The 21,290-nt window shown below is 73.9% G+C and carries 22 protein-coding genes; 8 read left to right on the forward strand and 14 right to left on the reverse strand.

What is annotated here, in order from left to right; genetic code table 11:
- Positions 1 to 390: 390 nt before the first annotated feature.
- Entirely contained in the window at positions 391 to 1,302 is a 912-nt protein-coding gene (locus tag ACFU74_RS12580) for an EI24 domain-containing protein (protein WP_380755587.1), read from the reverse strand.
- Positions 1,303 to 1,440: 138 nt separating this feature from the next.
- Positions 1,441 to 2,889, reverse strand: coding sequence for an amino acid permease (locus tag ACFU74_RS12585; protein WP_380755589.1), 1,449 nt, complete (start codon positions 2,887 to 2,889; stop codon positions 1,441 to 1,443).
- A gap of 264 nt (positions 2,890 to 3,153) precedes the next feature.
- Between ACFU74_RS12585 and ACFU74_RS12590 the strand changes: the two genes are divergently transcribed.
- Positions 3,154 to 4,437, forward strand: a complete 1,284-nt coding sequence (locus ACFU74_RS12590; protein ID WP_380755591.1) for a metallophosphoesterase — start codon at positions 3,154 to 3,156, stop codon at positions 4,435 to 4,437.
- A gap of 51 nt (positions 4,438 to 4,488) precedes the next feature.
- Here ACFU74_RS12590 and ACFU74_RS12595 read toward each other — a convergent pair whose 3' ends face one another.
- The gene (locus ACFU74_RS12595) at positions 4,489 to 4,704 is read right to left on the reverse strand and encodes a hypothetical protein (RefSeq protein ID WP_380755593.1); all 216 of its coding nucleotides are present in this window, start codon (positions 4,702 to 4,704) and stop codon (positions 4,489 to 4,491) included.
- Between the two features lie 196 nt (positions 4,705 to 4,900).
- On the opposite strand from ACFU74_RS12595, the gene ACFU74_RS12600 reads away from it, so the two are divergent.
- Positions 4,901 to 5,899, forward strand: coding sequence for a Ku protein (locus ACFU74_RS12600; RefSeq protein WP_380755595.1), 999 nt, complete (start codon positions 4,901 to 4,903; stop codon positions 5,897 to 5,899).
- 49 nt (positions 5,900 to 5,948) lie between these two features.
- Positions 5,949 to 6,230 carry a hypothetical protein gene (locus ACFU74_RS12605; protein WP_380755597.1) on the forward strand — a complete coding sequence of 94 codons (282 nt, stop codon included), beginning with the start codon at positions 5,949 to 5,951 and terminating at the stop codon, positions 6,228 to 6,230.
- Positions 6,231 to 6,306: 76 nt separating this feature from the next.
- Here the strand turns inward: ACFU74_RS12605 and ACFU74_RS12610 are convergent, their stop codons facing one another.
- The 5 genes from ACFU74_RS12610 to ACFU74_RS12630 all read right to left on the reverse strand — a co-directional run bounded on the left by ACFU74_RS12610 (position 6,307) and on the right by ACFU74_RS12630 (position 12,460).
- A complete protein-coding gene (locus ACFU74_RS12610; protein ID WP_380755599.1) occupies positions 6,307 to 8,010 on the reverse strand; it encodes a DUF2079 domain-containing protein in 1,704 nt (567 codons plus the stop codon).
- A gap of 50 nt (positions 8,011 to 8,060) precedes the next feature.
- Entirely contained in the window at positions 8,061 to 9,509 is a 1,449-nt protein-coding gene (locus ACFU74_RS12615) for a DUF2079 domain-containing protein (protein WP_380755601.1), read from the reverse strand.
- Between the two features lie 334 nt (positions 9,510 to 9,843).
- Complete coding sequence (locus tag ACFU74_RS12620; protein ID WP_380755603.1) at positions 9,844 to 10,299, reverse strand: RICIN domain-containing protein; 456 nt, start codon at positions 10,297 to 10,299, stop codon at positions 9,844 to 9,846.
- A 351-nt stretch (positions 10,300 to 10,650) separates the two neighbouring features.
- Complete coding sequence (locus ACFU74_RS12625) at positions 10,651 to 12,054, reverse strand: NADP-dependent succinic semialdehyde dehydrogenase (RefSeq protein ID WP_380755605.1); 1,404 nt, start codon at positions 12,052 to 12,054, stop codon at positions 10,651 to 10,653.
- Between the two features lie 124 nt (positions 12,055 to 12,178).
- Positions 12,179 to 12,460: a DUF6158 family protein gene (locus tag ACFU74_RS12630; protein ID WP_380755607.1), complete on the reverse strand. Its 282-nt coding sequence runs from the start codon at positions 12,458 to 12,460 to the stop codon at positions 12,179 to 12,181.
- 152 nt (positions 12,461 to 12,612) lie between these two features.
- Between ACFU74_RS12630 and ACFU74_RS12635 the strand changes: the two genes are divergently transcribed.
- From ACFU74_RS12635 to ACFU74_RS12645, 3 genes are read left to right on the forward strand one after another with little or no spacing between them, the layout of a single operon-like run.
- Positions 12,613 to 13,209 carry an ArsR/SmtB family transcription factor gene (locus tag ACFU74_RS12635; RefSeq protein WP_380755609.1) on the forward strand — a complete coding sequence of 199 codons (597 nt, stop codon included), beginning with the start codon at positions 12,613 to 12,615 and terminating at the stop codon, positions 13,207 to 13,209.
- Positions 13,206 to 14,486, forward strand: coding sequence for an MFS transporter (locus ACFU74_RS12640; RefSeq protein WP_380755611.1), 1,281 nt, complete (start codon positions 13,206 to 13,208; stop codon positions 14,484 to 14,486). Before ACFU74_RS12635 ends, ACFU74_RS12640 begins: the two co-directional genes overlap by 4 nt.
- 44 nt (positions 14,487 to 14,530) lie before the next feature.
- Entirely contained in the window at positions 14,531 to 15,541 is a 1,011-nt protein-coding gene (locus ACFU74_RS12645; RefSeq protein ID WP_380755613.1) for an adenosine deaminase, read from the forward strand.
- Here ACFU74_RS12645 and ACFU74_RS12650 read toward each other — a convergent pair.
- The 5 genes from ACFU74_RS12650 to ACFU74_RS12670 form a co-directional block, all read right to left on the reverse strand.
- Entirely contained in the window at positions 15,505 to 16,083 is a 579-nt protein-coding gene (locus ACFU74_RS12650; RefSeq protein WP_380755614.1) for a dihydrofolate reductase family protein, read from the reverse strand. The two genes, ACFU74_RS12645 and ACFU74_RS12650, sit on opposite strands and share 37 nt — an antisense overlap.
- Positions 16,084 to 16,151: 68 nt before the next feature.
- Positions 16,152 to 16,766, reverse strand: a complete 615-nt coding sequence (locus ACFU74_RS12655) for a vitamin K epoxide reductase family protein (RefSeq protein ID WP_380755615.1) — start codon at positions 16,764 to 16,766, stop codon at positions 16,152 to 16,154.
- Positions 16,763 to 17,587 carry a DsbA family protein gene (locus tag ACFU74_RS12660; RefSeq protein WP_380755617.1) on the reverse strand — a complete coding sequence of 275 codons (825 nt, stop codon included), beginning with the start codon at positions 17,585 to 17,587 and terminating at the stop codon, positions 16,763 to 16,765. The genes ACFU74_RS12655 and ACFU74_RS12660 overlap by 4 nt, the downstream gene beginning before the upstream one ends.
- A gap of 83 nt (positions 17,588 to 17,670) precedes the next feature.
- The gene (locus tag ACFU74_RS12665) at positions 17,671 to 18,330 is read right to left on the reverse strand and encodes a hypothetical protein (RefSeq protein WP_380755618.1); all 660 of its coding nucleotides are present in this window, start codon (positions 18,328 to 18,330) and stop codon (positions 17,671 to 17,673) included.
- A gap of 87 nt (positions 18,331 to 18,417) precedes the next feature.
- Positions 18,418 to 18,915, reverse strand: a complete 498-nt coding sequence (locus ACFU74_RS12670) for an SRPBCC family protein (RefSeq protein WP_380755619.1) — start codon at positions 18,913 to 18,915, stop codon at positions 18,418 to 18,420.
- A 113-nt stretch (positions 18,916 to 19,028) separates the two neighbouring features.
- Here ACFU74_RS12670 and ACFU74_RS12675 point away from each other — a divergent pair, with 113 nt between their 5' ends.
- Positions 19,029 to 19,898, forward strand: a complete 870-nt coding sequence (locus ACFU74_RS12675) for an Fpg/Nei family DNA glycosylase (protein ID WP_380755620.1) — start codon at positions 19,029 to 19,031, stop codon at positions 19,896 to 19,898.
- Positions 19,899 to 20,002: 104 nt separating this feature from the next.
- Here ACFU74_RS12675 and ACFU74_RS12680 read toward each other — a convergent pair whose 3' ends face one another.
- Positions 20,003 to 20,857 carry an SAM-dependent methyltransferase gene (locus ACFU74_RS12680; RefSeq protein ID WP_380755622.1) on the reverse strand — a complete coding sequence of 285 codons (855 nt, stop codon included), beginning with the start codon at positions 20,855 to 20,857 and terminating at the stop codon, positions 20,003 to 20,005.
- 228 nt (positions 20,858 to 21,085) lie between these two features.
- Here ACFU74_RS12680 and ACFU74_RS12685 point away from each other — a divergent pair.
- Positions 21,086 to 21,290 (forward strand): hypothetical protein (locus ACFU74_RS12685; protein WP_380755623.1); only part of this gene is annotated, 205 nt, incomplete at its 3' end.

Here is a 21,290-nt window from a genome sequence, read left to right on the forward strand (position 1 = left end):
GCGCTGCCTGGCGACGGGCCATTCTTGGCAGAGCCCGGCGCGGGCGGCAAAGCCGACTGCTACGACGGGCGGTAGTGGAGCGAGCGGCGGGAACGGCGAAGCGCCCGACCGATGGCGGGCGCTTCGTAGGGATATGTCCGTTTTTCCGAATCGATGGGCGGATCCCGTCGGTCGTCGATGAACGAACGGCCCGAACGGGCCCGCCGCCTGCGTTCTTCCGACCCCGCCCCGCCCGGGCGCCCGCGCCTCCACCGCTCGGGCGGCGTGCCGCCGGCGCCCGGCGGGGCGCTGTCGCGCGGTCGGCCACTATCGGCGGCAGTAGACCGACCGCCCCGTGTGGGGGGCCTCACACGCGGAAGGCGCCCGGCCGGACGCAGGGTGACGGGACGCTCACACGCTGCGGTACGGGTTCGCCTCGGCCGGGCGCGGGGCGGCGGCGTACGGGTTGCCGTCCACCGGCCGCTGCGCGCCGTACTCCGGCAGGTCCGGGACGGCCAGCGCCTCCGGCCCGTCCTCGCCCGCGTCCTCGCCCGCGCCGTCGCCGTCCTCCGGCGACGGCTCCTCCTCGACCGGCACCAGGTCGCGGGCCAGCAGGGTGGCACCGGCCACCGCGCCCGGCATGGCGACCACCGTCACCAGCGGCACCAGGAACGCCAGCACCAGCGGCACCCCGAACCCGAGGGCCAGCCCGAGCCGCCCGCGCAGCAGCCGCAGCCGCTCGCGCTGCGGCACCCCGCGCCGTTGCAGGCCGACCGAGGTCAGCTCCAGGGTGAGGAAGAAGCCGGAGACCAGGAAGCCCAGCACCGGCACCACGGTCTGCCCGATCACCGGGATGAACCCGGCCGCGAACAGCAGCACGCCGAAGCCGCCGGCCCGTACCAGGACGAACAGGCTGTCCCGGGCCGCCACCACCAGCTCCCGCCAGAGCGGCACCTCCGGCGGGGTCGGCGCGCCGCCCTCGGTCTCGTCGACCTTCTCGCACAGTTCCTCGTAGAACGGCTGGCCGACCAGCAGCGTGACCGCGGTGAAGGTGAGCACCGACAGCAGCAGCCCGCCGACGAAGACCACCGCGGCGAGCGTGGTGCGCAGCAGGTCCTGCCAGAGCGAGGACCAGGAGTCGGCGAACGGGGTGGCCCACTCGGCGACGTCCCCGGCCCAGCCGCCGAGGAAGAACAGCGCCACCGCGTAACCGGCGAGTGTGATCAGTGCCGGGATCATCCCGAACGCCCACCAGCGGCCGTGCCGCCCCACCCACTTCTGGCCCTTGGCCAGGTACCCCATCCCCGCTGCAAGATCTCGCATGAGGGGAAGGGTAGGGGGCGGGGCGTCGCCGGGTCATGTCCTCCGCGTCACGGAACGGCACCGGAAGACGGCACCGGGCCCGGGAGCCTCCGCAACGGCTCCCGGGCCCGGGGTCCGCGGGCGGTACTGCGCGCCGGCTCAGGATGCCGGAGCCACCTCCGCGGCCCGCCGCCGGCGGCCCACCACGGCCGACGCCGCCAGCACGATGGCCGCGGCGACCAGCGACAGGTACATCTGCTTCCGACCGTCGGCGTCGGTGAACATGTACGCCACCACGAACCCGATCATGCCGATCGCGGCCCAGGTGAGGTACGGGTACAGCCACATCCGCACGGTCAGCCGCTCCGGGCACTCGCGCTCGAGGATCCGGCGCATCCGAAGCTGGGAGAAGCAGATCACGAGCCACACGAAGAGCGCCACCGCGCCGGACGAGTTCAGCAGGAAGGCGAAGACGGTGTCGGGCGAGGTGTAGTTGAAGAACACCGCCACGAAGCCGAACACCACCGAGGAGAGGATCGCCACCCGCGGCACGCCGCGCTTGGTCACGGTGGCGAAGGCCTTCGGCGCGTCGCCGCGCCGGCCGAGCGAGAAGGCCATCCGGGAGGCGGTGTACATGCCCGAGTTGAGGCAGGACAGCACGGCCGTCAGCACGATCACGTCCATCACCCGGCCGGCGCCCGGGATGCCCACGTGCTCCAGCACGGCGACGTACGGGCTGCCCTTGACGGCGGCGGAGTCCCACGGCAGCAGGGTCACCACGAGCAGGATGGAGCCGAGGTAGAAGATCCCGATCCGCCAGATGACGCTGTTGGTCGCCTTGCTGACCGCCTTCTCCGGGTCCTCGGACTCGCCGGCGGCCAGAGTGACGATCTCGCTGCCCATGAAGGCGAAGACGACGGTGAGCATGCCGGTGAACACCGCTCCCACGCCGTGTGGCAGGAATCCGCCGTGGCCGACCAGGTTCGCGGTGCCGACCGCGTCGGTGCCCGGCAGCAGGCCGAACACGGCCAGCGTGCCGACCACCAGGAAGGCGGCGATCGCGACCACCTTGATCCCGGCGAACCAGAACTCGAACTCGCCGTAGGAGGCGACCGAGCCCAGGTTGGTGGCGGTCAGCACCGCCATCACGATCAGGGCGAAGGCCCACTGCGGAACGCCCGGCATCCAACTGTTGAGGATCTTCGCGCCGGCGGTGGCCTCGACGGCCAGCACCACGACCCAGAAGAACCAGTACAGCCAGCCGATGGTGAACCCGGCCCAGCGGCCGAGCGCCCGGTCCGCGTACGCCGAGAAGGAGCCGCTCTGCGGGTCGGCCGCGGCCATCTCGCCGAGCATCCGCATGACCAGTACGACCAGCACGCCGGCCAGCGTGTAGGAGAGCAGGATGCCGGGGCCGGTGGCGGCGATGCCCGCACCGGATCCGACGAACAGGCCCGCGCCGATCACGCCGCCGATGGCGATCATCGACAGGTGGCGGTTCTTGAGCCCGGCCTTGAGGTGGCCGTCGCCGCCGTGGCCGTGTCCGTGGGAGATCGCGGTGGAGCCGGCCGGCGGGGAACCGGCCTGGGTGGTGGTGTCCGCACGCATCGTGAGGGTGCCCTGTGCCTTTCCAGCGCGGCCTGACCCTCGACTCGAACGCCGGAGGGTGGGGGACGGATCCGCGCATTGCGGTGCAACCTAGCCGCTACCTCCGGCTATCGGAACAAGGCGCCGGCAATTGTTCGTTGAGCGGACGCAAAAGGCCTGGTCAGCGCAGGTGAAAAGGACTCGCGGAAAGCTCAAATCTGACGCAGCGGCAGCAAGTTGGGCCCCTCCGGCGGGGTTTGTCAGGCGGCCGTCCATACTGGCCGCGTGATGATCGTGCTCGTGGTGCTCGGCGCCCTTCTCGTCCTCGCCCTGCTGACCCTCGTCCACTGGTACCTCTGGCGCCGGCTGGTGCGCGACGTATCGGCGCCCGGCGGCCCCTGGCGCCGGGCCGGTACGGTGCTCGCGGTCGCCCTCCCGGTCTTCTCGGTCGGCGCGCTGATCGGCAACCGCGCGTTCCCGATGTCGGTCCAGCGCTTCTTCGCCTGGCCGGGCTTCCTGTGGCTGGCGGTGCTGCTGTACCTGCTGCTGGCGCTCGGCGTCGGCGAGCTGCTGCGGCCGCTGCTGCTGCGCCTGCCGGCCCGGCGCGCCGAGCCGGCGGCGGCGGTCCCGGAGGCCGTGACGGTCCCGCAGGGGGCTCCGGCCAAGGAGGCTGACGCTCCGTCGGCGCAGGCCGCCGCGCTCTCCCCGGCCCCCCGGGCCGAGTCCTCCCGGACCGCGCCCTCGCCGGAGCGGCGGCTGTTCGTCGCCCGGGCGGTCGCGATCGGCGCCTCCGGTGCGGCGGCGGCCGTGGTCGGCAACGGCGCCCACGGGGTGCTGCGCGGGCCGCGGCTCAAGCAGGTCACCGTCCCGCTCGCCAAGCTGCCGGCCCGCGCCCACGGGTACCGGATAGCCGTGGTCAGCGACATCCACCTCGGCCCGATCCTCGGCCGCGCCCACACCCAGCGGATCGTGGACACCATCAACGGGGCCAGGCCCGACCTGATCACCGTCGTCGGCGACCTGGTCGACGGATCGGTTCCCGAACTCGGCCGCGACGCCGAGCCGCTGGCGCAGCTGCGGGCCCGCGACGGGGCGTTCTTCGTCACCGGCAACCACGAGTACTTCTCCGGCGCGGAGCCCTGGGTGGACTTCGTCCGCGAGCTGGGCGTCCACCCCCTGCAGAACGCCCGGGTGGAGCTCGGCGGCTTCGACCTGGCCGGGATCAACGACGTCGCCGGGGAGCGGAAGGGGGACGGCCCCGACTTCGGCAAGGCGCTCGGCGACCGCGACCCGGCCCGCACCGCCGTCCTGCTCTCGCACCAGCCGGTGACCATCCACGACGCGGTCCGGCACGGCGTCGACCTCCAGCTCTCCGGCCACACCCACGGCGGGCAGCTCTGGCCGGGCAACTTCATCGCCGAGCTGGCCAACCCCACGGTCGCCGGGCTGGAGCGCTACGGCGACACCCAGCTGTACGTGACGCGCGGCGCCGGTGCCTGGGGGCCGCCGGTCCGGGTCGGCGCGCCGTCCGACATCACCATCGTCACGCTGGCCTCGCTCCAGGCCTGAGCCGCTCCGGCCTGAGCCGGACCCGGCCGGTCGCGGGCCGGTCCCCGGCGCTCAGGTCCCGGTCACCTCCAGCAGCACGATCCACCGCGCGTCCGCCGGCCGCCCGGTGAGCCGGGCGGCCAGGATCGCGGGGATGTCGTCCTCCTGCGAGTACCCCGGCACCACGGTCACCTCGGCGTACCGGACCCCCGCCCCGCCGGCCAGCGCGTACCGCACCCGGTACGTGGTCGCGGCCGGCGGCGGGGCCGGCCCGGTGCTCCGCCCCACGCGCCCACCTCCGTCCCGGCGTCCAGGCCGTCCAGGCCGTCCAGCCCGTCCATTGTCCGCCGGGGCGGCCCGGTAAGGCCGGTCCGGCGGCATCCTGTGGCCGAACGGGGCAAATCCGGGCAGAGTGGAACCCCCGGGGCCCGGCTGCCCCGGCCCCGCGCGAACCACCGGGACGGCTCCGGGAAGGAGCGACCCCATGCAGACCACCTGGAAGGGGACGATCAGCTTCGGCCTGGTCTCCATCCCCGTCCACCTCTACTCCGCCACCAAGGAGCACGACGTCCCCCTGCACCAGGTGCACGCCAGGGACGGCGGCCGGGTGCGCATGAAGCGGTACTGCGAGCAGGAGGAGAAGGAGGTCCCGTACGCGGAGATCGCCAAGGGCTACGAGTCCCCGGACGGCCGTACCGTCACCCTCACGGACGAGGACCTCGCCGACCTCCCGCTGCCCAGCAAGAAGATCATCGACGTGCTGGCCTTCGTCGACGAGGGCGAGATCGACCCGCTGATGTTCTCCAAGGCCTACTACGTCGGCGTCGCCGACAAGGCCGCCGCCAAGCCCTACGCGCTGCTGCGCGACGCGCTGGTGGAGTCCGGGCAGATCGCCGTCACCAAGATCGCGCTGCGCACCCGGGAGTCCCCGGCGGTGCTGCGGGTGCACGACGGCACGCTGGTGCTCCAGACCTGCATCTGGCCCGACGAGGTCCGTCCGGCGGCCGGCATCGCGCCCGAGGAGAGCGTCACCGTGCGGCCGCAGGAGCTGAAGATGGCGCGCTCGCTGATGGAGACGCTCTCCGAGGACTTCGACCTCGACCAGCTGCACGACGACTACCAGCAGGCGCTCCAGCAGGTGATCGAGGCGCGGCTGCAGGGCGTCGAGGTGCCGCACGAGGAGGAGGCGGGGGCGGCGCCGGACAACGTCATCGACCTCATGGAGGCGCTGCGCAGCAGTCTGCGGCAGGCCAAGGACGCCCACCCGGGCCGTGCCGGGGCCGGGGCCGCCGGGGAGGGGGCCGGGGAGGGGGCCGGGGAGGGGAGCGAGGAGGCCGGGGAGAAGCCGGCCCCGCGCAAGCGCGCCGCCGCGAAGAAGACGACGGCGGCGACGGCGACGGCGTCGGCGGCCAAGAAGACCACGAAGTCCGCTGCGAAGAAGACCACGACCCGGAAGTCCGCCACTCCCCGGAAGGCCTCGTGACCTCCCCCGCCTGGTGACCTCCCCCCGACACCCCCGGAGGCGATTCCCGATGGACCTCATCACCTACAAGGCCCTGGACAGCGGCCCCGACGCGCCGGAGCACCCGAGCTGGGCGCACCGGGCGCTGCACTGGCTGTGCAGTCTCACCCCGACGGCCATCGTCTTCATGGTCGGACTCTCGCTCGGCCTCGGCGCCGTCGCCTCCCAGGTGACCTGGCTCCCGATGCTGATCATCTTCAGTGTCGTGTGGGGCGCCACCCTGCTGGCCCTGGCCGGCGTGTTCGTCCGCTGGCGGACCTCCCTCCCGGCCCGCCACCGGATGGCCACCTGACCCCGGCCCGCCGGTGTTCCCGGCCCGGCGGTACCCGTGTCCCCGGTCCGCGCGCGGACCGGGGACACGCGCGCCCTCAGCCCTTGAACAGGTTGTGGCCGACGTCCGTGGGGACGATCTCCTTCACCGGAGTGCTGTCGGCCCCGGGGACCCGGGCGCCGGGCACCGGCTCCTCGCCCTCGCGGTGCAGCAGCACCACCCCGTCCTCGGCCCAGAGCCGCCGGTAGCCGTGGGCGAGCAGCAGCCCGATCCGCTCGGCCTGCTCCTCCGCCCGCTGGAACGGGAAGGTCCGGGTGTCGGAGCGGATGAGGACGTAGTCGCGCCCGCGCGGTGCGGCGTCCACCAGGACCACGTCGGTGCGGCCGACCAGCCGGGGCACGACCTGGTTGTCGGCCTCCACCAGCGCGCCGTCCGGGATCAGCCCGGCCCCGCGGACCAGGGCGGCGTTGCTCGCCGAGGGGCGCCAGAAGGCCGGGGTCAGCAGGCTGATCCCGCCCAGGAGCAGGCTGCACAGCAGTGAGCCCGCCACCACCGTCGCGCCCAGGCCGTGGGCGGCGCGCCGGTGCGTCCCGCCCCGCAGGTGCAGGCGGCCGAGCACCTCCAGGACGGCGGTGAGCAGCACCGGCCAGAGGAGGGCGTCGTAGTGGTGGGCGATGGACCAGTGGTTGGGGTTGTCGGAGAGCACGCGCTCGGCGAGCAGCGGCAGCAGGCACAGCGTGGTCGCGGAGCGCAGAGGCAGCAGCAGCAGGGTGCCGAACAGCCAGAGCAGCAGCAGCGGCTTGACGGCGGCGTCCGTGGCGGCCCGGACGAGCAGCAGCGGGTCGCCGAGCAGGTTGGTGAACGTGCTCGCGGCGTCCGGGCCGATCGGGCCGTACACCCAGTAGTAGTCCGGCTGCCCGCCCATCGCGGGGATCAGCAGGACGATGGCGAGCGCCGAGGCCAGCGGGCCGCCGACGAGCAGGCCGACGCCGTGGACGAGGCGGCGCCGGTCCCCGGACCGCTCGCCCCGACGGCGGCCGTACGGGCGGCCGCGCCAGAGCAGGACGAGGCCGTGGACGCCGACCAGCAGGCCGAGGTCCTCCTTGGTGGCGCAGAGCAGGGCGGCGGCGAGCGCGGCGGTGCCGTGGCGGCGGGCGAGGCCGCGTTCGAGCATCAGCAGGATCAGCGGGACGGCGAAGGCGACCTCGTGGAAGCCGCCGCGCCCGGCGGCCAGCAGTGGCCAGCCGAGGCCGTAGACCAGGCCGGCCAGGTCGGCGGCCAGGTCGGCGGCCCGGGTCTGCGCGGCGTCGGCCGGGCCGGCCTCGCCCGCTCCGCCGGTGCCGCCGTCCGGTCGGGTGAAGCAGTGCACCGCGATCCGGCGGATCAGCGGCACCCCGGCGGCCAGCAGCAGGGCCTGGCCGAGGATCAGCGCGCGCGGGTCCTCCCACAGCCAGTACAGCGGGGCGAGCGCGGCCAGGATCGGTGAGAAGTGGTCGCCCAGCAGCGAGAAGCCGGGCGGGAACTCGTGGTGGTAGCTCTTGACCGGGGAGACCGGCAGGCCCAGGTGCGCGTACCCGGCCACGCCCTGGTGGAAGATGCCGAGGTCGAAGCCGCCGAGCAGGACCGCCGACCACTGCTGGAACCCGCAGGCCGCGGTCACCGCGAAGCAGAGCAGGGTCAGGACGGCGGTCCGGCGTCCGGCGAGCGGGCCGGCGCCGCCGGACGCGGACGGGCGGGCGGCGCCCGGCAGCGGCGGCCGGTTCGCGCGGGTGGACGGGCTGAGCCCGGTTTCGACTGGCACGGTATCCCTGAACTGGTCGGAGGCGAGGGCTGGTTCGGAGGCGGGCCGGTTCAGTCGGCCGCGGGAGTGCCGGGCGCGGTCGCCCCGGGTGCCGTCGCGGCGACGGGGTCGGCCGGGTGCCGCAGCAGCGTGATCCCGTGGTCGCTGCGGACCAGCTGGTAGCCGCTGCTCCTGGCGGCGGCGACCTCCTGCCGCTCCTTGTCGGGCGACAGCGGCCAGCCCATCGGCTGCTCCTCGTCGACCACGATCCACTCGGCGGTCGACCACTGCTGCGGCCAGCCGAACGCGATGACCTCGCAGCGGTTGGTCAGCTGCGGCACCAGCCGGTTGGAGGCGGCGACCCGGGCGTGGTCCGGGACGGTGGCCAGTACCGACCGGGCGGCCTCGACGCGGGCCGGGGTGTGCCACAGGTCGGTGGTGAGCAGCTGGCCGAACGCGAAGACGGGCAGCAGTGCGAGGGTGACCGCCGCGCTGACCGGCGGCGCCGCCCGGACGGTCCACCGGGGCAGCGCACCGCTCCGCGCCCGGGCCTTCACCAGGACGTCGACGAAGGCGGCGAAGACGATCGGCATCAGCACCGCGCTGTAGTGGTAGTTGGTGCCCCAGTAGGCCGGGTTGTTGGAGAGCAGCCGCCAGCCGAGGGTGGGCAGGGCGACGACCATCAGCGGCGAGCGGGCGGCCAGCAGCGCGGTCGGCGCGAGCAGCAGCAGGACGGTGACGACCTTCTCGCCGGGGGTGACCAGGTCGAGCGGCAGGGCGAGCAGGTTCCGCCCGCCCGAGCCGCCGCTCAGGTTGTCCCAGTAGGCGAAGCTGCCTCCGGGGCTCATCGCCGGGAGCAGCACCAGGAGTTCGAGCAGCGAGGCGCCGATGCCGAACAGCACGGTGGCCGCGCCCACCCGGCGGTCGCCGCGCCACAGGACGTAGCCGCCGACGGCGGCCACGGTGATGCCGAGGTCCTCCTTGACCAGCACCAGTGGCGCGGCCCAGAGGGCGGCGGCGGTCCAGCGCCGCTCGCCGAGCGCGCAGACCGAGAAGGCGATCAGCGGCACGGCGAAGGTGATCTCGTGGAAGTCGAAGCCGAGCGCCGAGGCGAGCCCCCAGGACAGCCCGTAGCCGAGGCCGGTGACCAGTGCGGTGGCCGGCCCGGCGGCGCGCAGCGCCCAGCGGCAGAGCGGCACGGCGGCGACGGCCACCAGGGCGGACTGGGCCAGCAGCAGCGTCTTCGCCGAGGGCCAGATCCAGTAGAGCGGCGCGAGGGTGGCGAGGGCGGGGGAGAAGTGGTCGCCGAGCAGATTGAAGCCGGGGCCCTTGAGTTCGACGATCGGGCCGCGGCCCTCGGCGTAGCCGCGCACGCCCTGTTCGAAGATTCCGAGGTCGTACCCGCTGGTGAACAGGAGATCGTGGCGGCGGACGGTGTAGAACGCGTAGACCAGGAAGAGGGTCAGGGCGACCGACCAGGGGACGAGCCGCACCCGGCGGCCGACCGGGGGCGACGCCACTGATGGCGCGTCATCCTCCGTCCTGCGATGGAGTGCCGATGTGGGCGTGCTGATTGTCACTGGACGTCCCCGTCGTTCCGGGTGCGAGTGGTGGTGCGGCCGATTTGTTCGGCTGTTCGAAAGAGTGGTCGGGGGTTCGGTCGAATTTGCGAACACTGCCGGGTTTTCGGGCCTCCGAGCGGGCACCGTAGCACGGGAAAGCCCTCCCCGGCGATTTGATTCCGGGAAGGGCGGACCGTCAACTGCGAACGAATAATTCAGAGTTGATGGACAGTCATATCAGCGGATTCGTTGGAACCATTCGGCAGTGCGACGGAGGTTCACCGGCGCACGGTCACCGCCACTGCTGGTACGAGCCGCCGTTGCCGCCCAGCGCGTAGACGTCGCCGTTGCCGTTGCTGTCGAGGTACAGGCCGGTGGCCACGTTCTGGTAGGTGGAGCCGTAGGTCGCGCGCCGCTTGACCCACTTCTGGTAGCTGCCGCCGTTGCAGCTGATCGCGTAGACGTCGCCGTTGCCGTTGGAGTCCAGGCAGAAGCCGGTGGCCTTGTTCTGCAGGGTGACGGTGGAGCCGCCCAGGTCGGTGGCGTACCAGCGCTGGTACGAGCCGCCGTTGCCGGGGAGGGTGTAGACGTCGCCGTTGCCGTTGCTGTCGAGGTAGCGGCTGGTGGCGACGTTCTGGAGGGTGATCTCGGTGGCGGCGCTCGCCGGGCCGGCGGCCAGGACGGTCATTCCGCCGGCCAGCACGGCCGCCGAGGCGACGAGGGCGGCAGCACGCTTCAGGGGCTTCATCGCGTTTCCTTCCCGTGGTGACCGACCCTCCGGCCGGTCGCCGTCGAACGTATCCGGAGAGGTGCTTCCGGCGGGGTTCTTTTGTGTGCGATACGTCTGGGTTCGGCCACCGGGAATGAAGCGGTTCAGCTTTTGTGAAGATGAGCGGACGAATTCACGCCGGTTTGTCAACGAAGGGGTTTTGTGGAGGGCTTGTCCGGGCCCCGTGAAGGGTGGCGTCCTCCGTTCGCCCCGCCGGTTCCGGGGAAAGTGCGCATTCGGAGTAATCGACTGTCCGGAAATGTGGCCGGATCCGGCCGGGGCGCACGGCCCCGGCCGGGGGCGCGACAGGCGTGATCCGAAAGCGAGGGCCTAGGCGACCCAGACCGTGGTGATGTTGCAGAACTCCCGGATGCCGTGGCCGGACAGTTCGCGGCCGAATCCGGAGCGCTTGACGCCGCCGAACGGCAGGGCCGGGTGCGAGGCCGTCATCCCGTTGAAGAACACCCCGCCCGCCTGGATGTCCCGCACGAAGCGGTCCTGCTCGGCCGGGTCCTCCGTCCAGACGTTGGAGCTGAGGCCGAAGGGGGTGTCGTTGGCCAGCGCGACCGCCTCGTCCAGGTCGGCCGCCCGGTAGACGGTGGCGACCGGGCCGAAGGTCTCCTCGTGGTGGATCCGCATCCCCGGGGTGATGCCGCTCAGCACGGTCGGCTCGTAGAACCACCCGCCGTCCAGGCCCTGCGCGTCCGGGCCCTCGGGCCGGCGCCCGCCGCACTCCACGGTCGCCCCGCGCTCCCGCGCGTCGTCGACCAGCCCGGCCAGGTCGTCGCGCCCCTGCCGGCTGGCCAGCGGGCCGACCTGGGTGGCCTCGTCCATCGGGTCGCCGACCTTCAGCGCCCGCATCGCCTCGGTGAACGCCGCGGTGAACCGGTCGTAGACGTCGGTGTGCACGATGAAGCGCTTGGCGGCGATGCAGGACTGCCCGTTGTTCTGCGCCCGCGCCGTGACGGCGGTGGCGACGGCGGCGTCCAGGTCCGCGCTCGGCAGGACCACGAACGGGTCGCTGCCGCCCAGCTCCAGGACGGCCTTCTTCACCACGTCGGCCGCCGTGGCCGCGACCGCCCGCCCGGCCGGCTCGCTGCCGGTGAGCGTCACGGCGGCCACCCGGGGGTCGCGGATCACCCCCTCCACCGCGCCCGAGCCGATCAGCAGGGTCTGGAAGCAGCCCTCCGGGAAGCCGGCCCGCTGGAACAGCTCCTCCAGCGCCACCGCCGTGCGCGGCACATTGGACGCGTGCTTGAGCAGGCCGACGTTGCCGGCCATCAGGGCCGGCGCGGCGAACCGCACCACCTGCCAGAACGGGAAGTTCCACGGCATCACCGCCAGGACCACGCCGATCGGCCGGTAGCGCACGTACGCGCGGGCGGCGCCGGAGTCGGCCACGTCGGCCGGCTCGGGGTGCTCGTCGGCGAGCAGCGCCTCGGCGTTCTCGGCGTACCAGCGCATCGCCTTGGCGCACTTGGCCGCCTCGGCGCGGGCGGCGGTGAGCGGCTTGCCCATCTCCTCGGTCATCGTCCGGGCGACGGTCTCGCGCTCCTGGTCGAGCAGGTCGGCGGCGCGGCGGAGCAGGCCGGCCCGCTGGGCGTAGGAGGTGGTGCGGTAGGTCCGGAAGGCCGCCTCGGCGCGGGCCAGCCGCTCTTCCAGGCCGGCCGCGTCCAGCGGTTCGAAGGTCTCCAGGGTCTCGCCGGTCGCGGGGTTCACGCTTGCGATGGGCATCGGGGCCCTCCCAGGGGCTGCGCGGAGTGGAGGTGTCGGTCCTCCCACCCTCGCCCACCGCCCCCGCCGGGGCGCGCCGATCACGCCCGGCGTGTCCCGCCGGGCGTGATCCGCGGGAGCGGGCCTACTCGGGCAGCGCCTCGGCGCGGGCCGCCGCGGTGCGGGCGCGGGCGCCGGCCCTGGTCCGGCCGGCGGTGACCAGGCGGTTGGGGAAGCGGTGCAGGTACTCCGCCTCCAGCTGTCCGGTGCGCAGGGTGTGCCGTTTGAGCGCCTCCTCGGAGCCGTACAGGAAGGTCTCGTGCCTGGTCCGGTGCAGCTGCTCCAGCTCGTGCACCAAGGTGTCGTTGTCCAGGGCGTGCGGGGAGATGCCCTCGGGCCTGGTGTGCGGGGCGTCGGGGTGCCGCATGGCCACTCCTCCTCGGCGGGAACCGGAACCCCCCGAGTACCCGGTGCCCCGCCCGCCCCTCCCGTACGCCTGGAAGGCGGCGGTGGCCGGATCGCACAAGAAGCCATGTACAAGGGTTGTTGCACAAGAGTTCTTGTGGATAGTCTCACGGCATGTCCGAACCGACCGAGCCCGTCGCGCGCGGCTTCCGGCAGATCGCCGACGCCCGCGTCCTGGCCGCCCTCACCCACCCCGTCCGCCGCCGCCTGCTGGACCTGCTCGCGGTGGACGGCCCCGCCACCGTCGGCCTGCTCGCCGAGCGCACCGGCCAGGCCGTCGGCAGCATCAGCCACCACCTCAAGGTGCTGGCCGACGCCGACCTCGTCGAGGAGGCGCCCGAGCTGGCCCGCGACCGCCGCGAACGCTGGTGGCGCCCGACCGCCGGCACCCCGCGCTGGCGGCGCGCCGACTTCGCCGCCGACCCGGTCGCCGAGGCCGTCGCCGACGCGGCGGGCTCGCTCCAGCTGGAGCGCCAGGCCGAGCTGGTGCGCGGCTGGTCCGCCGCCCGGCACGACTACCCCGAGCCGTGGCGGGAGGGCTGCGCCGTGGCCACCGAGACCTGGCTGCGGCTCACCCCCGAGGAGGCCCGCGAGCTGGCCGGGGAAATGGTCGAGCTGTTGTCCCGGTGGGCCGTCCGGCCGGTCCCGGAGGACGGCCGCGAACGGCAGTCGGTGTTCGCCTTCGCCTACAGCGTCCCGGCCCGGCCGTGACCGACACCGGACTCCGGGACGCGCCCCGGTTACCCGCCGGCCTCTTCGCCCACCGCGACTTCCGCCTGCTCTGGGCCGGGCAGACGATCAGCCGGCTGGGCTCCGCCGTCACCGCCGTCGCCCTGCCGCTGGTCGCGGTGGTCACCCTGGACGCCGGACCGCTCGCGGCCGGCCTGCTGAGCGCCGCCGTCTGGCTGCCCTGGCTGCTGGTCGGCCTGCCGGCCGGGGTCTGGATCGACCGCTGGGGCCGGCGCGCGGTGCTGGTCCACGGCAACCTCGTCTCGGTGGTGCTGTACGCCTCGGTGCCGGCGGCCGCCTGGTCCGGCGTACTGACCTTCGCCCAGCTGCTGCTGGTCGCCCTGCTCGCGGGCACCGCCGCGGTCTTCCTCGGCGCCGCCCACCAGGCCTACCTGCCGGACCTGCTGCGCCCCGAGCAGCTCACCGAGGGCAACGCCAAGCTCCAGGGCGGCGCCTCGGCCGCCCAGGTCGCCGGGCCGGGCGTGGCCGGGTTCACCGTGCAGGCCTTCGGCGCCGCCGCCGGGCTGCTGGTCGACGCGGTGAGCTTCCTGGCCGCGGTGGCCGCGCTGCTGCTGATCCGCGACCGGCGGACGACGGCCCCGGCGCCCGACCCGGCCCCGCTCGGCCGCCAGGTCCGCGAGGGACTGGCCTTCGTCCGCCGCGACCCCTACCTGGGCGCGCTGCTGCGCTACGGGGCCGTCGCCAACCTCGCGCTGGCCGGCTACCAGGCGGTGGCGGTGCTCTTCCTGATCGACGAACTCGGCGTGACCCCCTCCGGGGTCGGCTGGCTGGGCGCGGCCGGGGCGCTCGGGGGCGTGGCCGGGGCGGCGCTCGCCCGCCCGGTCACCCGGCGGTACGGCACCGCGCGCGGCGTCCTGCTGGCCCTGCTCACCGTCACCCCCTTCGGCCTGCTGCTGCCGACGGCCCGGCCCGGCGCGGGGGTGCTGCTCTACGCGGCCGCGCTGGCGGTGATGGTGGGCGGCGTGGTGCTCGCCAACGTCGTGCTCGGCAGCTTCCGGCAGCGCTACGTGCCGGCCGCGCTGCTCAACCGGGTGGTCTCCGCCTCGATGACCGCCAACCAGGCGACCATCCCGCTCGGCGCGGTGCTCGGCGGCCTGCTGGGGGAGGTGCTCGGCCTGCGGCCGACGATGTGGATCATGGTCTCGCTGCTGGTGGCCTCCGCGGGACTGCTCATCGCCTCGCCGTACCGGCGGGTGCGCGACCTGCCCGATGCGTGGTCGGAGCCGACGGAATCGTAGGATGACCACTTCGTATCCGCACCGCTATCCCCGGACAGGCACCGATGCCCCTCCCCAAGGCCGAACTGCACCTGCACATCGAAGGCACCCTGGAGCCCGAACTCGCCTTCGCGCTCGCCGCCCGCAACGGCGTCACCCTGCCGTACGCGGACACCGAGGAGCTGCGGCGCGCCTACGCCTTCACCGACCTGCAGTCCTTCCTCGACCTGTACTACGCGCTGATGGCCGTGCTGCGGACCGAGGAGGACTTCGCCGAGCTGGCCGACGCCTACCTGGCCCGGGCGGCGGAGCAGGGGGTGCGGCACGCGGAGATCTTCTTCGACCCGCAGGCGCACACCGCCCGCGGCGTGCCGCTGGCCGTGGTGGTGGACGGCCTCGGACGGGCGCTGGACCGCAGCGAGGAGCGGCACGGCATCAGCACCCGGCTGATCATGTGCTTCCTGCGCGACGAGTCCGCCGAGTCGGCGCTGGAGACCTTCGAGGCCGCCCGCCCCTGGTTCGGCGGCCGGATCACCGGCATCGGGCTGGACTCCGCCGAGGTCGGCCACCCGCCGGCCAAGTTCCGCGAGGTCTACCGGCGCGCCGCCGAGGCCGGCCTGCACCGGGTCGCCCACGCCGGCGAGGAGGGCCCGGCCGCGTACATCACCGAGGCGCTGGACGTGCTCGGCGTCGAGCGGATCGACCACGGGCTGCGCTGCCTGGAGGACCCGGCGCTGGTCGAGCGGCTGGTCCGGGAGCGGATCCCGCTCACCCTCTGCCCGCTCTCCAACGTCCGGCTGCGCTGCGTCGACACCCTCGCCGACCACCCGCTGCCCGCCATCCTGGAGGCCGGGCTGCTGGCCACCGTCAACTCCGACGACCCGGCCTACTTCGGCGGTTACGCCGGGGACAACTTCGACGCCCTCGCCGAGGCGCTCGGCCTGGACGACGAGACCCTGCGGCTGCTGGCCGCCAACTCCTTCCGCGCCTCGTTCCTGACCGAGGAGCGCCGCGCCGCCCTGCTGGCCGAGGTCGCCGCCTACGAGTTCGCGCCCGGGGCCGCCGTCCGGGCGTAGCGCAGCAGGACCACGCCGTTGCCGAAGGCGCGGGTGGCCAGCAGTTCCAGGTCCTCGGGGCGGCCGTCCGCGAACAGCGGGCGGCCGCGCCCGAGCAGGACGGGGTTGACCAGCAGGTGGTACTCGTCGACCAGGCCGTGGGCGCGCAGGGAGGCGGCCAGGTCGGCGCCGCCGAGGGCGAGGTCCCCGGTGGCGGCCGCCTTGAGCGCGGCGACCGCCTCCGGGGTGGCCTCGGGGAGCACGGTGGTGTTCCAGCCGGCCTCCCGCAGGGTGCGGGAGAAGACCGTCTTCGGCATCTCCCGCCAGATCCGGGCGAACTCGACGATCGAGGGCGGGGCGGCCGGGTCGTCGGCGGCGGTGGGCCAGTAGCCGGCCATCAGTTCATGGGTGATCCGGCCGGAGACGAAGCCGCCCATCCGGCCCAGCTCCTGGTTGAGGTGGCGGTGCACGTCCTCGTCGACGCGGTGCCAGGAGATGTCCCGGTCCGGTCCTTCGAAGTAGCCGTCCAGCGAGACGGACATGAAAAGAACGATCTTCGACATCGCGGCCTCGCCCGGGATCGCGGGGGCGTCCGTCCCCGGACCTGCGCGGCCCGGGGACGGACGGGTGATCAGATCAGCGTGGACCAGTAGTACCAGAACCGCTTGAGGACCAGCAGTACGACCACCGCGTACCAGAGCGCCGGGACCACCCAGTGGTAGCGCGCCGCCTCGCGCACCACGGGGCGCAGGCCGCGCGGCACCGGGATGACCCCCGAGCGCAGGTTGTGCAGCGTGGTGTACCAGAACAGCGGGATCATCGCCGCCCAGACCACCATGCAGTACGGGCAGAGCGCCCCGATCCGGTACAGCGCCTGGTACATCAGCCAGGTCACGAAGCCGACCCCGAACACCGTCCCGGCCTGGAGGCCCAGCCAGAACCAGCGCCGGTACGCGGCGCCCGCCAGCAGCCCGGCGCCGATCGCGATCACCACCGCGAAGCCCGCGAGGCCGATCAGCGAGTTGGGGAAGCCGAAGGCCTCGGCCTGGTCGCTGCGCATGATCGAGCCGCAGCTGATGATCGGATTGATATTGCAGTTGGGAACGTACGACGGGTCCTTCAGCAGCCGGATCTTGTCCAGCGTGAGGACGGCCGAGGCGAACAGCCCCAGCGCGCCGCCGATCACCAGCAGCAGGGCGAACGGGCGGCTCGCGCCGTAGGTGCGGCGCCCGGCGGGGGCGGTCATCCGGTGACCTGCTGGACCATCGCGGTGAACTTCTGCGGCGAGGCGGGCGCGCCGCCCGCGAAGACGTCGAGCTTCTGTCCGTCCAGCCGGACCGTCGGGGTGCCGGTGACGCCGGTCTTGTCGAAGGCCTTGTTCACCTGGTTGGCCCACGGCAGGTAGGTGCCCTCCTGGACCGCCTTGACGAAGCCGTCCGTCTTCAGGCCCGGCACCTGGCCGGCGAGGTCGAGCAGGTGGTTGACGTCGGCGAAGGCGTCCTCGCGCTCGTCCGGCTGGTTGGCGTAGAGCACGTCGTGGAACTGCTTGAACTTGTCGACGCCCTCGTTCAGCGCGGCGCCGGCGGCGGCCAGCGCGGTCCGCGAGCCCTTTCCGCCGAGCCCCTGGTCGAGGAAGGTCGCCATGCGGTACTCGATCTTGTACGTGCCGGCGTCGGCGAGCTGCTGCATGGTCGACCCGGTGGTGGTCTCCAGCTGCTCGCAGTACGGGCAGCGGAAGTCCTCGAAGACCTCCAGGGTGTGCGGGGCGTCGGCCTTGCCGTAGGTGATCACGGTGCCGTCCGCGCCGCTCGTGTTGGCCGGCACCACCAGCGGGCCGGAGGCCGCGGCGTCGTCGGAGCCGGAGGAGCCGCCGACGGCGAAGGCCACGCCCGCGACCAGGGCGAGCACGGCGGCGGAGGCGGCGCCGACCACGGTGCGGCGGCGGATCCGGGCGGAGCGCTCGGCGCGCTCGCGCTCCTCGCGCATCCGCTCGGTGGCGGCCCGGCGGGCGGCCTTGCGGTCGGCGTTCGCGGCGGTCTTCGGGGTCTTCTTGGGGGAGGTGCTCATGGGAGAGGTCGTCCTGGTGCTCGTGGAACGGCGTGCGGGCGCGGAGGCGGCACGGCCGGCCGAGGACCCCGCTCGGGGCTTGCTCAGCGGGCGTGCGCGAGCGCCGGCGGACCGCGCCGGACGGCGGGGCGCAGCACGACCGACTCGGCGGGCACCCGGACCCGGCTGGCGCGCGGGAAGGGCACCCGGGCCACCGGGCGGGCCGGCAGCGGGGCGACGAGCAGCCGCAGGAGGCGGCGGGCCGCGGCGGGGAGGCGCTGGGCGACGTCGCCGAGCATCCGCACCGAGCGGGCCAGCGAGCGCAGCGCGGCGTCGGCGCCGCGCAGCCAGGCGGCGGCGGCCAGCGCCAGCGCGCCGTGCAGGAGCAGCAGCACCACCAGTCCGGCCGGCCGGGAGAGGCCGTGGCCGAGGAGGAACCCGCCGAGCGAGCCGCCGCCGCAGAGCAGCGGTTCCAGTCCGCGCGCGGTGCCGGGCGGCAGCGAGGGGCAGGTCGACTGGGCGAGGTCGAACAGGGCGCTCAGGCCGAGCTCCAGCGGCAGGAAGACCGCCGCGACGGCCCGGTAGCCGCGTTCGCGTCCGGCCAGCGCGAAGGCCACCGCGAAGACGGCGGCGCCGGCCAGGGCCAGCGTGCCGAGCGGCAGCGGACGGCCGGTGACCAGCACCTGGCCGAGCCCCGCGAGCAGCACGAGCAGCGCGGCGAAGATCGCCGCGCGCAGCGTCCTGGGGAGCGGGGCCGTGCTCATGGCTCCCGAGTGTGCCACACGAGGAGCGCCGGACGGCGGGCCCGGCGGACTCCTGTGAAGATCCTCACCACCGCCCCTGAGCTGCACTTATATGCCGTTTACGTCCACGATCCCGGGCGCCTGGACCACCGGGGCGGGCGGCACGGCGGCGGCCGCCACCCGGGCCTCGACCAGTTCCCGGAACAGCGCCAGGTCGGTGCGCACCGTGCGCTCGACGGCCCCGGCCAGCGCGAAGCCGCCCGGCCCGCCGAACACCTCGTGCACCGCCTGCGGGTCGTACTCGACGCGGATCTGCACCCGGGTGTGCTCGCGGTCGAGCGGGCGCAGCGCGAAGGCGCCGTTCAGCGGCAGGCCGTCCAGGGTGCGCCAGGTCATCACCCGGCCGCGCCCCCGGTCGGTGATCTCGGTCTCGACGTCCCGTTCGGCGCCGGCGATCTCCACTTCGAGGTGGGCGAGGTTGCGGCCGTGCGGCTGGGCGCTGCGGACGCCGTCGACGAAGCGCGGGTAGTCGTGGACCCGGTGCAGCTGCTCCCAGGCGGCCAGTACCGGGGCTTCGATGTCGATCTGTTCCTCAAGCGTGCACATGCGGGGCCGGACCTCCTCGGCTGGCGCGCGGTCCACCCCTCCAGACTGCGCCGCGGGCCGGTGGACGGCAAAGGCGGCGGGCGGGGAGCGGACGGCTGCGGGAGACTGGGCGCATGCCGGAGCTGCCCGAGGTCGAGGCCCTGACCGCCTACCTGTCGCAGCGGCTGACCGGGCGGGTGATCGCCGAGGTCCAGCCGGTCGCGATCAGCGCCCTCAAGACCTACGACCCGCCGGTGACGGTGCTGGCGGGCCGGACGGTCGGGCCGGTGGTGCGGCACGGCAAGTTCCTCGACATCGAGGCCGGCGGGCTGCACCTGGTGGTCCACCTGGCCAGGGCGGGCTGGCTGCGCTGGAAGGAGGGCCTGCCCGCGCTGCCGCCGCGGCCGGGCGGACGCAATCCGCTGGCGCTGCGGGTCCGGCTGGAGGGACCGGACGGGGACGGCTTCGACCTCACCGAGGCGGGCACCAGGAAGGGGCTCGCGGTGTACCTGGTGCGGGAGGCGGCGGAGGTCCCGGGGGTGGCCCGGCTGGGCCCGGACCCGCTGGACCCCGGCTTCGGCCTGGAGCGCTTCCGGGCGCTGCTGAGCGGCGAGCGGCGCCGGATCAAGGGCGTGCTGCGGGACCAGAGCGTGCTCGCCGGGGTCGGCAACGCCTACTCGGACGAGGTGCTGCACGCGGCGCGGATGTCCCCGTACAAGCTGGCGGCCGATCTGTCCGAGGAGGAGACGGCGCGGCTGTTCGAGGCGCTGGGCACGACGCTGCGCGAGGCGGTGGAGCGCTCGCGCGGGCTGGCGGCGGGGGAGCTGAAGGCGGAGAAGAAGCTGGGGCTGCGGGTGCACGGGCGGACCGGGCAGCCGTGCCCGGTCTGCGGGGACACCGTGCGGGAGGTGTCCTTCGCGGACTCCTCGCTGCAGTACTGCCCGACCTGCCAGACCGGCGGCAGGCCGCTCGCGGACCGGAGGCTCTCCCGGCTGCTGAAGTGAGGCCCGCCGGTTCCGCGCGGTCCGCCGGCCGTGCGCGGTCCGCGGGCCGGCCCCGCCCGGTGGGCGGGGCCGGTGCGGCCACGGGCCGGGGCGGGTCAGGACATCTAGATCTTGCGGGCGACGCCGCCCCAGTAGTACGCCGCGTACGGGTCCTCGGGCTGCTCGCCGTCCGGGTGCCAGGCCATCACCGGGGCCACGCCGGGCTCGATCAGCTCCCAGCCGTCGAAGAACCGGGTGACCTCCTCCTTGCTGCGCGGCACCAGGGTCATCCCGGCGGCGCGGGCGGAGGCGGTCACCTGGGCGACGGCGGCCTCGTTGAAGTCCTGGGTGGGGTGGGTGAGCGCGATGTAGCTGCCGGAGGGCAGCGCGTCGCGCAGTGCGGCGACCTTGCCCCACGGGTCGTCCTCGTCGGCGATCAGCATCAGCACGGCGATCATCAGCAGGCCGACCGGCTGGGAGAGGTCCAGCGTCGAGGTGAGGGCCGGGTCGGCCAGCAGCTCGGCGGGCTTGCCCAGGTCGGCGTGGATGTAGGTGGTGCGGCTGGCCGGGGTGGAGACCATCAGCGCGCGGGCGTGGGCCAGCACGATCGGGTCGTTGTCCACGTAGACGACCCGGGTGCCGGGGCTGACCGCCGAGGCGATCTCATGGGTGTTCGGCGAGGTGGGGATGCCGGTGCCGAGGTCGAGGAACTGGCGGATGCCGTAGCGCTCGGCGAGGTGGCGCACGGCGCGCTTCTGGAAGCCGCGGTTCTCCTTGGCCTGCGCCTTCATGGTGGGCACGGCCTGCTCGATGGCCTGGCCCATCGCCCGGTCCGGCGGGAAGTTGGTCTTTCCGCCCAGCCAGTAGTCGTAGACGCGGGCGGAGTGCGGGGTGCTGGTGTCCACCCCGTACTTCTCCCACTGGCTCAGCTCGGCGTCGTCGTTGGCGGAGCGGTCGGCGGAATCCTGACTTCTCGTCATGGCCACGTCCTCTGAAGACAGATCATCACACTGGGAGAGGTCAGAGTAGCGGGCCTGACGGGAATCCGTTCACGGGGTGCGCGAACCGGTCATGACATGGGCCGTTGGGGTGGTGATCGAGCCCGTCGGGGTTGCCGCTGGGAGGCCGGTCGGTGAACGGGGGAGAGATGCGCCATGCTGTCTGATCGTCAGATTACTTCGCGAAGACTACTGCTGGTCGCGGCGGGGATGTCGCTGCTCGGGCTGGCCGGCTGCGGCCGGGCGGAGGAGGTGGTGCGGGCCGCCCGGGCGGCGGGGCCCCCGGGGCCGGACGCCGCGCCGCACTCGCCCCCCGCCGGCCCGAGCCCGTCCGCCGCGCCGTCCGCGGCCCCCGCCGAGGCCGTTCCCGCCCCCGCCTCCGCCCCCGCCGCCTCGGCGGCGCCCTCGGTGGCGC

It is taken from the genome of Kitasatospora sp. NPDC057500 (assembly GCF_042802195.1).
Lineage (GTDB): Bacteria > Actinomycetota > Actinomycetes > Streptomycetales > Streptomycetaceae > Kitasatospora.